Annotated in this window: 15 protein-coding genes and 1 other RNA gene; 9 read left to right on the top strand and 7 right to left on the bottom strand. The window is 60.5% G+C overall.

Translation table 11 applies throughout. The annotated features are described in order from the left end of the window. Positions 1–57: 57 nt before the first annotated feature. Both OIU19_RS19950 and OIU19_RS19955 read right to left on the bottom strand, forming a co-directional pair. Positions 58–954, bottom strand: coding sequence for a GlxA family transcriptional regulator (locus OIU19_RS19950; RefSeq protein WP_186553992.1), 897 nt, complete (start codon positions 952–954; stop codon positions 58–60). A 281-nt stretch (positions 955–1,235) separates the two neighbouring features. Further along, positions 1,236–2,276, bottom strand: a complete 1,041-nt coding sequence (locus OIU19_RS19955) for an NADP(H)-dependent aldo-keto reductase (RefSeq protein WP_264236479.1) — start codon at positions 2,274–2,276, stop codon at positions 1,236–1,238. A 257-nt stretch (positions 2,277–2,533) separates the two neighbouring features. Here OIU19_RS19955 and rplM point away from each other — a divergent pair, with 257 nt between their 5' ends. From rplM to OIU19_RS19990, 7 genes are all read left to right on the top strand, one after another. Then, complete coding sequence (rplM, locus tag OIU19_RS19960) at positions 2,534–2,962, top strand: 50S ribosomal protein L13 (RefSeq protein ID WP_186553852.1); 429 nt, start codon at positions 2,534–2,536, stop codon at positions 2,960–2,962. Between the two features lie 14 nt (positions 2,963–2,976). Then, positions 2,977–3,369, top strand: coding sequence for a 30S ribosomal protein S9 (gene rpsI, locus OIU19_RS19965; RefSeq protein WP_186553853.1), 393 nt, complete (start codon positions 2,977–2,979; stop codon positions 3,367–3,369). A 263-nt stretch (positions 3,370–3,632) separates the two neighbouring features. Then, positions 3,633–4,226 (top strand): ubiquinol-cytochrome c reductase iron-sulfur subunit, encoded by a 594-nt coding sequence (gene petA, locus OIU19_RS19970; RefSeq protein ID WP_264236480.1) that lies wholly within the window; start codon positions 3,633–3,635, stop codon positions 4,224–4,226. Beyond that, positions 4,226–5,437: a cytochrome bc complex cytochrome b subunit gene (locus OIU19_RS19975; protein WP_186553993.1), complete on the top strand. Its 1,212-nt coding sequence runs from the start codon at positions 4,226–4,228 to the stop codon at positions 5,435–5,437. Before petA ends, OIU19_RS19975 begins: the two co-directional genes overlap by 1 nt. Next, a complete protein-coding gene (locus tag OIU19_RS19980; RefSeq protein WP_264236481.1) occupies positions 5,437–6,216 on the top strand; it encodes a cytochrome c1 in 780 nt (259 codons plus the stop codon). The genes OIU19_RS19975 and OIU19_RS19980 overlap by 1 nt, the downstream gene beginning before the upstream one ends. A gap of 119 nt (positions 6,217–6,335) precedes the next feature. After that, positions 6,336–6,959: a glutathione S-transferase N-terminal domain-containing protein gene (locus tag OIU19_RS19985; RefSeq protein WP_186553856.1), complete on the top strand. Its 624-nt coding sequence runs from the start codon at positions 6,336–6,338 to the stop codon at positions 6,957–6,959. Between the two features lie 10 nt (positions 6,960–6,969). Then, positions 6,970–7,404 carry a ClpXP protease specificity-enhancing factor gene (locus OIU19_RS19990; protein ID WP_264236482.1) on the top strand — a complete coding sequence of 145 codons (435 nt, stop codon included), beginning with the start codon at positions 6,970–6,972 and terminating at the stop codon, positions 7,402–7,404. A 102-nt stretch (positions 7,405–7,506) separates the two neighbouring features. Here the strand turns inward: OIU19_RS19990 and OIU19_RS19995 are convergent, their stop codons facing one another. From OIU19_RS19995 to OIU19_RS20015, 5 genes are all read right to left on the bottom strand, one after another. Next, on the bottom strand, positions 7,507–7,725 hold the full coding sequence (locus OIU19_RS19995) for a YgdI/YgdR family lipoprotein (RefSeq protein WP_186553858.1): 219 nt from the start codon (positions 7,723–7,725) through the stop codon (positions 7,507–7,509). A gap of 114 nt (positions 7,726–7,839) precedes the next feature. Next, positions 7,840–8,418 (bottom strand): BON domain-containing protein, encoded by a 579-nt coding sequence (locus OIU19_RS20000; protein WP_264236483.1) that lies wholly within the window; start codon positions 8,416–8,418, stop codon positions 7,840–7,842. Then, positions 8,415–9,008 (bottom strand): phosphoheptose isomerase, encoded by a 594-nt coding sequence (locus OIU19_RS20005; protein ID WP_186553860.1) that lies wholly within the window; start codon positions 9,006–9,008, stop codon positions 8,415–8,417. The genes OIU19_RS20000 and OIU19_RS20005 overlap by 4 nt, the downstream gene beginning before the upstream one ends. Positions 9,009–9,096: 88 nt before the next feature. Next, on the bottom strand, positions 9,097–9,468 hold the full coding sequence (locus OIU19_RS20010) for a YraN family protein (RefSeq protein ID WP_264236484.1): 372 nt from the start codon (positions 9,466–9,468) through the stop codon (positions 9,097–9,099). Beyond that, positions 9,468–11,282, bottom strand: coding sequence for a penicillin-binding protein activator (locus OIU19_RS20015; protein WP_264236485.1), 1,815 nt, complete (start codon positions 11,280–11,282; stop codon positions 9,468–9,470). The genes OIU19_RS20010 and OIU19_RS20015 overlap by 1 nt, the downstream gene beginning before the upstream one ends. Positions 11,283–11,469: 187 nt before the next feature. On the opposite strand from OIU19_RS20015, the gene rsmI reads away from it, so the two are divergent. Together rsmI and rnpB are read left to right on the top strand one after the other, a co-directional pair. Further along, positions 11,470–12,345, top strand: coding sequence for a 16S rRNA (cytidine(1402)-2'-O)-methyltransferase (rsmI, locus tag OIU19_RS20020; protein ID WP_264236486.1), 876 nt, complete (start codon positions 11,470–11,472; stop codon positions 12,343–12,345). A gap of 151 nt (positions 12,346–12,496) precedes the next feature. After that, an RNA gene (gene rnpB / locus OIU19_RS20025) (RNase P RNA component class A) lies at positions 12,497–12,856 on the top strand. The last annotated feature ends 218 nt before the right edge of the window (positions 12,857–13,074 follow it).

The following is a 13,074-nucleotide window of genomic DNA, read 5'->3' on the forward strand; positions in this document are numbered from 1 at the left end:
GCGCCACTGCCGCTGTAGGAGCGGGGCAAGCTCGCTCCTACAGCGGCCTCGCTGTTTTCACGCTTCCTGCATGAACTGCTGCCGATACTGGTTCGGCGACAATTCGGTGTGCTGGCGGAACAGCCGGGCAAAGAAGCTGGCATCGTCGTAACCCACCTCATAGCTGATGGTCTTGATGCTCTTGCGAGTGCTCGACAGCAGGCCTTTAGCCGTCTCGATGCGCAGCCGCTGCAAGTAGTGCAACGGCTTGTCGCCAGTCGCCGTCTGGAAGCGGCGCATGAAGTTGCGAATGCTCATGCCGTGGTTGCGGGCCACGTCCTCGAAGCGGAACTTGTCGGCGAAGTGTTCTTCGAGCCAGTGCTGAATCTGCAGGATGATCAGGTCCTGATGCAGCTTCTGCCCACCAAACCCCATCCGCCCAGGGGTATAGCTGCGCTGCACTTCATAAAGAATGTCACGGGCCACGGCGCGGGCGACATTGGCCCCGCAGAAGCGCTCGATCAGATAGATGTACAGATCGCAGGCCGAGGTGGTGCCGCCGGCGCAATAGAGGTTATCAGCGTCGGTCAGGTGCTTGTCCTGATTCAGCTTCACCTTGGGGAAGCGTTCGGCGAAGCTGGCGAAGAAGCGCCAGTAGGTGGTTGCCTCCTTGCCATCGAGCAGGCCGGCCTCGGCCAGCCAGAACACGCCGCTGGCCTCCCCGCACAGTACCGCGCCACGCGCATGCTGCTCGCGTAGCCAGGGCAGGACGTGTGGGTAGCGTTGCTGGAGATTGTCGAAGTCGTCCCAGAATGCCGGGAGGATGATCACATCGGCATCGCCCAGACCGCCATCGACCGGCACCTGCACGTTGCTGAAACTGTCCACCGGCTGGCCGTCGGGGCTCACCAGGCAGATCTCGAACATCGGTTGCAGGCCCAGGCCCAGCTGTTTGCTGTAGCGCAGGCTGGCCAGGTGGAAGAAATCCTTGGCCTGCATCAGCGTCGATGCGAACACTTTGTCGACAGCCAGAATGCTGACGCGCCGCAGTGAAGTGGAGGGTTGGGTAAACATCATTGTCATTGTTCTTATAGGGTAGAGTGGTCAATCACCGGCTGGATCGTCTTATTTTTTGGCGATTGTGTCTACCCCGCAGGACTGCGTCGTTCTTTTCGCGGGCAAGCCCGCTCCCACAGGGTCAGTGGATAACCCTGTGGGAGCGGGCTTGCACGCGAAAAGAACGACGCAATTCACGATCAAGGCGCCGGGTTAGGCTGCTCCTGATGAATCGCCTCGATCGCCGCCAGCAACTCATCACTGAGTACCAGGTCGGTGCTCGCCAGGTTGCTGTCCAACTGTTCCAGGCTGGTCGCGCCAATGATGTTGCTGGTCACGAACGGCTGGCGAGTGACGAACGCCAGGGCCATCTGCGCCGGATCCAGGCCATGCTCGCGGGCCAGCTGCACATACCGGCTGCAGGCTGCGACCGTCTGCGGATTGGAGTAGCGGGAAAAGCGGCTGAACAAGGTCAGGCGGCCTTGCGCCGGCCGCGCGCCATTTTCGTATTTACCCGAGAGCATGCCGAACGCCAGTGGCGAGTAAGCCAGCAGGCCGCATTGTTCGCGAATCGCCACCTCGGCCAGGCCCACCTCGAAACTGCGGTTGAGCAGGTTGTAGGGGTTCTGGATCGACACCGCCCGTGGCCAGCCACGGCTCTCGGCCAGGTGCAGGAACTTCATCGTGCCCCACGGCGTTTCGTTGGACAGGCCAATGTGGCGGATCTTGCCGGCGCGCACCTGCTCATCGAGCACCTCAAGCGTTTCTTCCAGCGGCGTGAAGTGATCCTGCGGCAGATGCTGGTAGCCCAGTTTGCCGAAGAAGTTGGTGCTGCGCTCTGGCCAGTGCAACTGGTACAAGTCGATGCGGTCGGTCTGCAGGCGTTTGAGGCTCTCATCCAGGGCAGCGACGATGTGCTGGCGGTTGTGCTTGAGCTGGCCGTCGCGGATATGGCTGATGCCGTTGCCGGGGCCGGCGACCTTGCTGGCGAGGATCCACTGGTCGCGATCGCCGTTGGCTGCGAACCAATTGCCGATGATTCGCTCGGTGGCGGCATAGGTCTCCGGGCGCGGCGGCACCGGATACATTTCGGCGGTGTCGATGAAGTTGATTCCGCCGCTCTTGGCCCGGGCGATTTGCTCGAAGGCCTGCGCCTGATCGTTCTGCTCGCCCCAGGTCATGGTGCCCAGGCACAGGGCGCTGACGTTGAGGTCGGTACGGCCGAGCTTGCGATGTTCCATGCGGGTGCGTCTCCTCGGGAAATAAGCCATCAAATCAGGTTGAATTTTTTTGCGCAATCTGGATAATTCTGCACCTCTGCGTTCTGCGGAAGTGATGCACCGCCTTACGAGAGTAACCCCGCCGAATATTGGACGTGCCCGACCCGAGCCCCCAATAGCGTCCGTATCCGGCTGCGCGCTTGCTTGTCAAGCTGTGCACTATCCAGTAAGATTCGCCGTCTATTTTTCGCTGGGCGGCCTCTGAGGCTTTAGAGATAATGAAAACTTTTACTGCTAAACCAGAAACAGTAAAGCGCGACTGGTTCGTCGTCGACGCCGCTGGTCAGACCCTGGGTCGTCTGGCTACCGAAATCGCTCGTCGTCTGCGTGGCAAGCACAAAGCTGAATACACCCCTCACGTTGACACCGGCGACTACATCGTCGTTATCAACGCCGAGCAGGTACGTGTCACTGGTGCCAAAACTACTGACAAGATGTACTACTCCCACTCCGGCTTCCCAGGTGGCATCAAGGAAATCAGCTTCGACAAGCTGATCGCCAAAGCCCCTGAGCGTGTCATCGAGACCGCGGTCAAAGGCATGCTGCCTAAGAACCCGCTGGGTCGCGACATGTACCGCAAGCTGAAAGTGTACGCGGGTGCTGCTCACCCACACACTGCTCAGCAGCCTCAAGAACTGAAGATCTAACGGGATAGTTCATTATGTCGGCGACTCAAAATTACGGCACTGGCCGTCGCAAGACCGCAACCGCTCGCGTTTTCCTGCGTCCAGGTACCGGTAACATTTCCATCAACAACCGTCCTCTGGACACCTTCTTCGGTCGCGAAACCGCTCGCATGGTTGTTCGCCAGCCGCTGGAGCTGACCGAGAACGTGGCCAAGTTCGACATCTATGTCACCGTTTCCGGTGGTGGTGTTAGCGGTCAAGCCGGTGCGATCCGTCACGGTATCACCCGCGCTCTGATGGCCTACGACGAAACCCTGCGTGGCGCTCTGCGTCGTGCTGGCTACGTCACCCGCGACGCTCGTGAAGTTGAGCGTAAGAAAGTGGGTCTGCGTAAAGCGCGTAAGCGTCCTCAGTACTCCAAGCGTTAATTTCGCTTCGGCAGTCGAAAAAAGCCCGGTTCTTTGGAACCGGGCTTTTTTTACGTCTTGAACTAACCTGTCAGCATGTCCGTGACCACTTGCCACATAGACGCAGATCAAGCAAAGAGAGGGTTATAGCCCGGCCGGGGGGTAATCACCTTGTCAGTGTGTGGATTTGTTTCTTACCATGGCGACCAAAATTTAGTGCCACAGACTTAACTAAATACAGGCCTGATCCAACAGGCCAAAAGCAGCTGATGGGAGAGGACTGAATGAGTAATGACGGCGTCAACGCAGGCCGGCGCCGCTTCCTCGTAGCCGCCACGTCCGTGGTGGGTGCAGCGGGGGCTGTGGGGGCTGCGGTACCGTTCGTGGGGTCATGGTTTCCCAGTGCCAAGGCGAAAGCCGCAGGTGCACCGGTGAAGGTCAATATTGCCAAGGTTGAGCCGGGCCAGCAGATGGTTGCTGAGTGGCGCGGTCAGCCGGTATTCATCGTGCGGCGAACGCAGGAGATTCTAGGGAATCTGCAGAACATCGCCGGCGAGCTATCCGATCCTGAATCGAAGGCGTCAGCGCAGCCGACCTATGTCGACCCGCAAACGCGTTCGATCAAGCCAGAAATTCTCATCCTCGTGGGCCTATGTACCCACCTGGGCTGCTCGCCGACCTTCCGCCCTGAAGTTGCACCGGCTGACCTCGGTCCGAAGTGGGTAGGTGGCTACTTCTGCCCTTGCCATGGCTCCCACTACGACCTCGCGGGTCGCGTCTATAAATCGCAACCTGCGCCTCTCAACCTGCCAGTGCCTCCGCACTCATACGTGACGGACGACATCATCGTCATCGGCGTCGATCAGGAGAACGCATGATGAGCAAGTTCATGGACTGGATTGATGCTCGCTTCCCCGCCACCAAGATGTGGGAAGACCACCTGAGCAAGTATTACGCGCCCAAGAACTTCAACTTCCTGTACTTCTTCGGCTCCCTGGCACTGCTGGTGCTGGTCAATCAGATCGTGACCGGTGTCTGGCTGACCATGAGTTTCACTCCCTCGGCGGAAGAGGCGTTCGCCTCGGTCGAGTACATCATGCGCGATGTCGAGTACGGCTGGATCCTGCGCTACCTGCACTCCACCGGTGCCTCGGCGTTCTTCATCGTGGTCTACTTGCACATGTTCCGTGGGCTGCTCTACGGCTCCTACCAGAAGCCACGTGAGCTGGTCTGGCTGTTCGGCATGCTGATCTACCTGGCACTGATGGCCGAGGCCTTCATGGGCTACCTGCTGCCGTGGGGGCAGATGTCCTACTGGGGCGCCCAGGTGATCATCTCGCTGTTCGGCGCGATTCCGCTGATCGGCGATGACCTGACCCAGTGGATCCGTGGTGACTATCTGATTTCCGGTATCACCCTGAACCGCTTCTTCGCCTTGCATGTGATCGCCTTGCCGATCGTGATCCTCGGCCTGGTGGTACTGCACATCCTGGCGCTGCATGAAGTGGGTTCGAACAACCCCGATGGCGTCGACATCAAGAAGAAAAAAGACGAAAACGGCATTCCGCTGGATGGCATTCCGTTCCACCCGTACTACACCGTCAAGGATATTGTCGGCGTGGTGGTGTTCCTCTTCGTGTTCTGCGCCGTGGTGTTCTTCTTCCCGGAAATGGGCGGTTACTTCCTGGAAAAACCGAACTTCGAACAGGCCAACGCGTTCAAGACCCCCGAGCACATCGCTCCGGTCTGGTACTTCACGCCGTTCTACGCGATCTTGCGTGCGGTGCCTGACAAGCTGTTCGGCGTGATCGCCATGGGCGCCGCCATCGCTGTGCTGTTCGTGTTGCCCTGGCTCGACCGCAGTCCGGTGCGCTCGATGCGCTACAAGGGCTGGTTGAGCAAGATCTGGCTACTGGTGTTCTGTGTGTCCTTCGTCATCCTTGGCATCCTCGGTGTGCTGGCGCCTACGCCGGGTCGGACCTTGCTTTCGCAGGTCTGCACCGTGCTGTATTTCGCCTACTTCCTGCTGATGCCGTTCTACACCAGGCTTGAGAAGACCAAACCGGTTCCGGAAAGGGTGACTGGCTGATGAAAAAGCTTATTGCAGTATTGTTCCTGGCTGTGATGCCTGCCTTGTCCTTTGCCGCGGAACACGGCCTGGAGCTGGACAAGGTCGATGTCGATCTGACCGACAAAGCCGCCCTGCAAGATGGTGCGCGCACTTTCGCCAACTATTGCATGGGGTGCCACAGCGCCAAGTTCCAGCGTTACGAGCGGGTGGCGGATGATCTGGATATTCCACATGAGCTGATGCTGGAGAACCTGGTGTTCACCGGGGCCAAGATCGGCGATCACATGAAGATCGGCATGCAGCCGGACGACGCCAAGACCTGGTTCGGCGCAGCGCCCCCGGACCTGACCCTGGTCGCCCGGGTGCGTGGCAACGATTGGCTGTACTCTTACCTGCGCAGCTTCTACGAGGACAAGTCGCGGCCTTATGGGGTCAACAACAAGGTCTTCCCTAACGTCGGCATGCCTAACGTGCTGGTCGGCTTGCAGGGTAACCAGGTGATTGGCTGCAAACAGGTGCAGAGTGTGGTCGATGGCAAGAAGCAGTACGACCCGCTGACAGGCAGCCCATTGACCCATGAAGCGTGTGACCAGCTGACCATCGAGCCGAAATCCGGTACCCTGACGCCCGAGCAGTTCGACGAGAAGGTCAAGAACCTGGTGACCTTCCTGGCCTATTCGGCCAACCCGGTCAAACTGGAGAGCCAGCGCATTGGTACCTATGTGTTGCTGTACCTGGCTTTCTTCTTCGTGTTCGCCTACTTGCTCAAGCGCGAATACTGGAAGGACGTGCACTGATCACGCAGTAATTTCTGGTTAGTTGAACGCGCCCTGGGGCGCTCCCCGCAGCTGCGGAGAGCCTCCCAGGGCGCGTTTGCATTTCAGTTTCACGAGCATCCCATGCGAGGAGGCGCTTCATGGGCGTAACCAACAGGTTAGCCTGCTATTCCGATCCCACTGATCACTACTCTCACCGGGTGCGCCTTGTGCTCGCCGAGAAGGGCATCAGTGTGCAGATCATCGACGTCGATCCTGGTCGTCTGCCACCCAAGCTGGTTGAAGTGAACCCCTATGCCAGCGTACCGACCTTGGTCGACCGCGATTTGGCGTTGTACGAATCGACCGTGGTCATGGAATACCTCGATGAGCGTTATCCACATCCGCCGCTGATGCCGGTCTATCCGGTCGGGCGCGGCAACAGTCGCTTGCTCATGCATCGCATCCAGCGTGACTGGTGCGCACTGGCCGATGTGTTGCTCGACAAGCGTAGCGCCGAGGCTGCCCGCACCCAGGCGCGCAAAGAGCTGCGCGAGAGCCTGACGGGCGTTGCGCCGCTGTTTGGCGAGATGGCCTGCTTCATGAGTGAGGAGCAAAGCCTGGTCGATTGTTGTCTATTGCCCATACTCTGGCGCTTGCCGGTAATGGGTATCGAATTGCCGCGGCAAGCCAAGCCGCTGCTTGATTATATGGAGCGACAGTTTGCTCGTGAGCCTTTCCAGGCGAGCCTGTCTGCTGCTGAACGTGAAATGCGCAAGCTTTAAGGAGCCGTTGATGAACTCCAGTCGCCCCTATCTGGTTAGAGCACTGTACGAGTGGATCGTCGACAACGATTGCACGCCCCATATGCTGGTCAACGCCGAGTACCCGGCCGTCCAGGTGCCTCAGGGCTTCGCCAGTGATGGCCAGATAGTTTTGAATATTTCCCCCAGTGCAGTGCGTAGCCTGCACATGGACAACGAGGCGGTGAGCTTTGAAGGTCGCTTTGGTGGGGTTGCCCATTCGTTGTATGTGCCGATCAGCGCGATCCTCGGGATCTACGCCCGAGAGAATGGCCAGGGCATGGTCTTCGAGCTGGAGCCGCCATTGAGCGATGATGAAGATGAGTTCGAAGAAGAAGGTGTCGAGCCAGATGACGATGGTCCGCCAGAGGGTGGCGGACAGCCGCCGCGCCCGAGTGGCCGGCCGAGTCTGAAGGTGGTCAAGTAACGAAAAAGGCGATCCGTGATGGATCGCCTTTTTTGTGTTGCCGCGTCTGACCTGTCGCGGAGCAGGCCCGCTCCTGCACGCTCGTAGCGGGCTGCCGTGCTATCACAGGTCGCTGATGGTGCGAACCTGGTCCTTGTTGATGCGAGTGCGCTTGCCGTCCAGTTGTTCGAACTCGTAGAAGCCTGAGTTACGGTCGTAGTGCGGTTGGTCCACGGCCTGGATTTCGCGGCCATCGTTCAGGGTGATCAGGCTCGGGGTGGAGCAGCCGGCCAGGGTGGCGCAGGCGCCGATCAGCAGGGCGGGCAGCAGGTACTTGTTCATGCGGTGTTTCCTGAGTTGTCGAGGTGTAAGCACCGCGTGGTAAGTCCGCTCGCACGCGAGTGCTCAGAGCAAGGGCGCGTGGGAGCGGGCTTGCCCCGCGATGGTAGTGGCTGATCAGTCGATGTATTCGAACAGCTTGACGATCTTCTGCACGCCAGAGACGCCCTGCACCACGTTGGTGGCGGCATTGGCTTCGTTTTGGGTGACCAGGCCCAGCAGGTAGACGATACCGTTTTCTGTGATCACCTTGATCCGCGAGCCAGGGACGTTGGCGTCACCGAGCATCGAGGCCTTGATCTTGGTGGTCAGCCAGGCATCGTTGTTGCGCGCCAGGATCGACGAGGGCTGCATCACCTGCAGCTCGTTGTGGACCTTCTTGACCCGTTGCACCTGGCCTGCGGTCTGCTCGGCGAGGCTCTTGAGGTCGGCGCGTGGGGTCTGGCCGGCCAGCAGTACAACACCGTTGTAGCTGCTCACGACAATGTGCGAACCCTTGTCCAGGTCAGGGTTGGCCTTGGCGACGTTGACCGAGACCTTGGTCTCGATCAGCGAGTCGTCGATCTTGCTGCCGATGGTACGGGTGCCGCGATCATCCTCGATGGGGTTGTCGCGGGTCGAGGTCAGGACCGAGCTGCAGCCGGAGATGCTCAGGCACAGGGTCAGGGCCATCAGGCCGAAACGCTTGGGGATCATTCTTCACTCCCGAACAGTTGGCTGTCGATCAGATCGCACAGGCAGTGGATCGCCAGCAGGTGGACTTCCTGGATCCGCGCGGTGACCGTCGAAGGCACGCGGATCTCTACATCTTCGGGCAGCAGCAGCGAGGCCATGCCACCGCCGTCGCGCCCGGTCATTGCTACGACAATCATTTCGCGGTCATGTGCGGCCTGGATCGCTTGTATCACGTTGGCCGAGTTACCGCTGGTGGAAATCGCCAGCAGTACGTCGCCGGGCTGGCCCAGGGCGCGGATCTGCTTGGAGAAGACTTCGTTGTAGCTGTAGTCGTTGGCGATCGAGGTAATCGTCGAGCTGTCGGTGGTCAAGGCGATCGCCGGCAGGCTCGGGCGTTCGCGCTCGAAGCGGTTGAGCAGCTCGGAGGAGAAATGCTGGGCGTCGCCGGCCGAGCCGCCGTTGCCGCAGGCGAGCATCTTGCCCTCGTTGAGCAGTGCATTGACCATGACCATGCTGGCATGTTCGATGTGCGGTGCCAGGATGTCCATTGCCTGTTGCTTGGTGTCGATGCTGGCCTGAAACAGCCGGCGAATTCGGGATTGCATGTCCATCTGGTGTGACCTTAAGAGGGGCGGTGGCCTTTGCTACGCGCAACAGGGACCAGCCCGCGAAACATAGAGCAAAAAATTCGGAATGGGTTCAGCATTCGAAGGCGTTTTGCAGCCATTGCAGCGGTTGGCCTGCGTGGCCACTGCCTTGCAGAGCGACTACATCGAAGCGGCAGGGATGATTGGCCCAGCGGGACTCCTTCTGCAGGAACAGGTTGGCGGCTAGCGCCAGTCGCTTCTGCTTGCGCCCGTCGATGCTACCGAGGGCGCCGCCGAAGTCCGCGTGCAGCCGGTAGCGGACTTCGACGAATACTACTGTATCGGTGTCGAGCATGACCAGATCAAGCTCACCACCCTTGCATCGCCAGTTGCGCGTGACTAGCTGCAAACCTTGCCCTCGAAGATACTCAAGGGCTTGGTCTTCAGCATCTTGGCCGGCGCGGCTGGACGATGCGTCGGGCATTAGCGCGGGGTGTCCGGCAGGCGCTTGACCTGGCCGCCAGCAAACTCTGCCCACGGCAGTTGACGTTCAACCCGCTGGTTGGCATTCATGCTCAGGCTGCCCGACAGGCCTTCGACGCGGTTGTCCGGCAGAGCCTTGAGTTGGCCCAGGCGTGGCGCCAGGCTGTAGGCATCGACGCCCATGGCATACAGGCGACCCAGGCTGCCGGCAGCTTGCGGCCACTGCTGGACCACTTGCTGGCGCAAGCTGTTGCTGCTGTCGAGCAGCCATGGCGTTTCGCAGAAGCGGATGCCGGTCATGTCGTTGTACTGGTTGACGTCACCGCTGGCGCTGTACAGGTTGGACGTGGCATAGACCGGCACGTCACCGGCGTACTGGAAGTTCAGGGTCGGCTTGATCTGCTGGGCCTGCTGCGGCGTCGAGGCGAGGAAGATGAAGTCGATGTCCTGGCGGCGCGAGGGCTGCGCGGCGATGTTGCCACCGACAGTGCTCTGCAGGCTCTTGGCGCGGCCCTCGCTCTGGCGCAGCTGGAACAGCTCGGCAATCTGTTGGGCCAGGGCAATCGGCTGGGCGATGCGCTCGGCGGCCAGCAGGGTGCCGCCATTGGCTTCCCAGTCCTTGCGGAAGGCGGCCAGTACGCGGTCGCCCCATTCGCCGCTAGGCACCAGGGCGACGGCGCGAACCATGCCATCGGCACGGGCGCGGCGCGAGACTTCGCGGGCTTCGTCTTCAGCAGCCAAGCCGAACTGGAACAGTTGTGGCGGGGCTTTCTGGCCAGCGTCGGCGTAGTTCAGGGCCAGGGTAGTGATCGGCAGCTGCGGGTAGGCGGCGAGCTTCTTCACCAGCGGCTTCTCCAGCGGGCCGATGACCAGTTGCACGCCAGCGGCCTGGGCCTGACGGTAGAAGTCGTCCAGCGAGCTGATGCGCGAGCTGTCGAACACCTGCACCGCTGGCACCGCTTGACCGGATTGCTGGGCCTGGAAGTGGGCAGCCATGAAGCCATCTCGCAGGGCGCGGGCGACACCGGCCAGTTGGCCTTCCTGGGGCAGCAGCAGGGCGATCTTGGTCAGGGGTTGGCTGGCCAGTTCCTTGAGCTTGACCAGCGCGGTCGGCAGTTGCTTGGCCGCTGGGTGCTCTGGGTTCTGAGTGCGCCAGGTATCGATGGCGGCCTGTTGTTGCTCCAGGGTGCCTGCGCTTTTCACTGCCAGGGCCAGGCTGGTCCAGCCGGCCAGGGTTTGATCGGTGCTCGGTTGCAGTTGCTCGGCTGGCAACGCGGCGACCAGTGCCCAGATCGCGTCATTGTTGGCGCTGGCGGCCTGACCGCTGAGCAGTGGCGTCAGCGCTACGCGCTGCTGGGCAGCGGCGAGGGTCTGGCCATCGGCCTCCAGCGCCGCGGCGTGCACGCTATAGGTGCGCACCTGTTGCTCTTCGGGCAGCTCGCCAAGGCGCTGCAGGCTCGGGTGGGCGAGGGCGGTCAGGGCGGCCTTGGGCTGGTTACGGCTCATGGCCAGTTCAGCGCTGAGCGTGCTGGCGAACACTTGCTGGGCAGGCTTGAGTGGATCCAGTGGCACCTGCTCGAGAATGCGTGCGGCGCGTGGGTAGTCCTTCTGCTTGTAGGCAAGGTCGGCGGCGCTCAGGCGCAGCAGCGCGGCGTCCTCCGGCGACTTGCTGTTGGCTGCCTTGTCGAGCAGCTGTTCGATGCTGGCATCCGGGGTGCGCGGGAGTTCGCCCAGGCTGGATGAGGGCGAGCTGGCGCAAGCTGCCAGCAGGGCAGCGAGGCAGAGGGCTGTAAGCAGCCGCAGGCAAGCGATCATGTAAAGGTCCTGTTACTCGATCAAGTTGGCCGGCAATTGTACCCAACCGCTGGCCGGGGCGCGATGTTGCTGATGCTGAACCTTCACTATAGGTCGCTTGAGGGCGTGCGCCGGTGAAGTTCATTGCGCCCTATTGCCAAGGCTCGGGCTACAATGGCGCCTTTGATCCGAAAGACAGGTGTGCGCAGTGACAGATGTAGCAGGGGCTTCGAAATCCACCACCGGTACGCTGTACGTCGTCGCCACGCCTATCGGCAACCTCGACGATATGAGCGCGCGGGCGCTCAAGGTATTGGCCGATGTTGCCCTGATCGCTGCCGAGGACACTCGCCACTCGGTGCGCCTGATGCAGCATTTCGGTATCGATACCCCGCTGGCTGCCTGTCATGAGCACAACGAGCGTGACGAAGGTGGGCGCTTCATTACCCGGCTGCTGGCGGGTGACGATGTGGCGCTGGTCTCCGATGCGGGCACGCCGCTGATCTCCGATCCGGGTTATCACCTGGTGCGCCAGGCGCGTGCCGCCGGGGTCAATGTGGTGCCAGTGCCGGGCGCTTGCGCGCTGATCGCGGCGTTGTCCGCGGCCGGGCTGCCGTCTGACCGATTCATTTTCGAAGGCTTCCTGCCGGCCAAGACCGCCGGGCGTCGCGCTCGCCTGGAGCAGGTCAGGGAAGAGCCGCGCACGCTGATTTTCTATGAAGCACCGCATCGTATTCTTGAGTGCCTCGAAGATATGGAGGCAGTGTTCGGTGCTGATCGTCCGGCGTTGCTGGGGCGTGAACTGACCAAAACCTTCGAGACCCTCAAGGGTTTGCCCCTGGGTGAGCTACGCGCATTCGTCGCTGGCGACAGCAACCAGCAGCGTGGCGAGTGCGTGGTGCTGGTGGGCGGATGGAGTGCGCCAGAAGATGAGCAGGCGATCAGTAACGAGGCACAGCGGGTACTGGATCTGCTGTTGGCTGAGTTGCCGCTCAAGCGTGCGACTGCTTTGGCGGCAGAAATTACCGGTGTGCGGAAAAACCTGCTTTATCAGGCCGCGCTGGAAAAGCAGAAAGCCCAATAATGGCTTACTGATATTCAATTGAGTGTTTCGAATTATTTGCCGGCGCCCGAACAGGCGTGCTGGGCGATCAGCCGTAAAGCGCGCTCGGCTTGGCGATATAGCTGCTATATCACTTGTTCTTGAGCGCGCCTGCCGTTAACCTTGTCGGCGGAGAGTCGATCGGACAGTCGCTGCCTTCTTTTGTTCCGCAAAAGAGGGGGGAGGAAAGTCCGGGCTCCATAGGGCAGAGTGCCAGGTAACGCCTGGGAGGCGCGAGCCTACGGAAAGTGCCACAGAAAATAACCGCCTAAGCACTTCGGTGCCGGTAAGGGTGAAAAGGTGCGGTAAGAGCGCACCGCACGTCTGGCAACAGTTCGTGGCTAGGTAAACCCCACTCGGAGCAAGACCAAATAGGGTTCCATTAGGCGTGGCCCGCGTCGGAACCGGGTAGGTTGCTAGAGGCGTCCAGTGATGGCCGTCGTAGAGGAATGACTGTCCTCGACAAAACCCGGCTTACAGATCGACTCTCCACCTCTCCCTCCCTGCTTGAATCGATAGCAGGAACGCATTGGTAATACCGAAAAAATCTTACTCTTAATAAATTACTTTAACTTCGCACTCTATCCGACTGAGTGTGCGCGATTTTTTTCCTCAGATTTACCTGCTGATACTCCTTCTTGCTCTCATTGTTACGCTAAATCGCCGTCCTGTAAGGGATTTCCCTACGAGCGTGCCTTGACGGTGTGGCGG

The sequence above is a fragment of the Pseudomonas sp. BT-42-2 genome (assembly GCF_025847435.2).
GTDB lineage: Bacteria > Pseudomonadota > Gammaproteobacteria > Pseudomonadales > Pseudomonadaceae > Aquipseudomonas > Aquipseudomonas urmiensis.

What these genes read in the sequence shown, in the direction of transcription:
- OIU19_RS19995 (WP_186553858.1), bottom strand. Translation starts at nt 7,725, where the DNA reads ATGAACAAGTACCTGCTGCCCGCCCTGCTGATCGGCGCCTGCGCCACC.
- rplM (WP_186553852.1), top strand. Translation starts at nt 2,534, where the DNA reads ATGAAAACTTTTACTGCTAAACCAGAAACAGTAAAGCGCGACTGGTTC.
- OIU19_RS20005 (WP_186553860.1), bottom strand. Translation starts at nt 9,008, where the DNA reads ATGGACATGCAATCCCGAATTCGCCGGCTGTTTCAGGCCAGCATCGAC.
- OIU19_RS20015 (WP_264236485.1), bottom strand. Translation starts at nt 11,282, where the DNA reads ATGATCGCTTGCCTGCGGCTGCTTACAGCCCTCTGCCTCGCTGCCCTG.
- OIU19_RS19955 (WP_264236479.1), bottom strand. Translation starts at nt 2,276, where the DNA reads ATGGAACATCGCAAGCTCGGCCGTACCGACCTCAACGTCAGCGCCCTG.
- OIU19_RS19990 (WP_264236482.1), top strand. Translation starts at nt 6,970, where the DNA reads ATGAACTCCAGTCGCCCCTATCTGGTTAGAGCACTGTACGAGTGGATC.
- OIU19_RS19975 (WP_186553993.1), top strand. Translation starts at nt 4,226, where the DNA reads ATGAGCAAGTTCATGGACTGGATTGATGCTCGCTTCCCCGCCACCAAG.
- OIU19_RS20000 (WP_264236483.1), bottom strand. Translation starts at nt 8,418, where the DNA reads ATGATCCCCAAGCGTTTCGGCCTGATGGCCCTGACCCTGTGCCTGAGC.
- OIU19_RS19985 (WP_186553856.1), top strand. Translation starts at nt 6,336, where the DNA reads ATGGGCGTAACCAACAGGTTAGCCTGCTATTCCGATCCCACTGATCAC.
- OIU19_RS20010 (WP_264236484.1), bottom strand. Translation starts at nt 9,468, where the DNA reads ATGCCCGACGCATCGTCCAGCCGCGCCGGCCAAGATGCTGAAGACCAA.
- petA (WP_264236480.1), top strand. Translation starts at nt 3,633, where the DNA reads ATGAGTAATGACGGCGTCAACGCAGGCCGGCGCCGCTTCCTCGTAGCC.
- OIU19_RS19980 (WP_264236481.1), top strand. Translation starts at nt 5,437, where the DNA reads ATGAAAAAGCTTATTGCAGTATTGTTCCTGGCTGTGATGCCTGCCTTG.
- rpsI (WP_186553853.1), top strand. Translation starts at nt 2,977, where the DNA reads ATGTCGGCGACTCAAAATTACGGCACTGGCCGTCGCAAGACCGCAACC.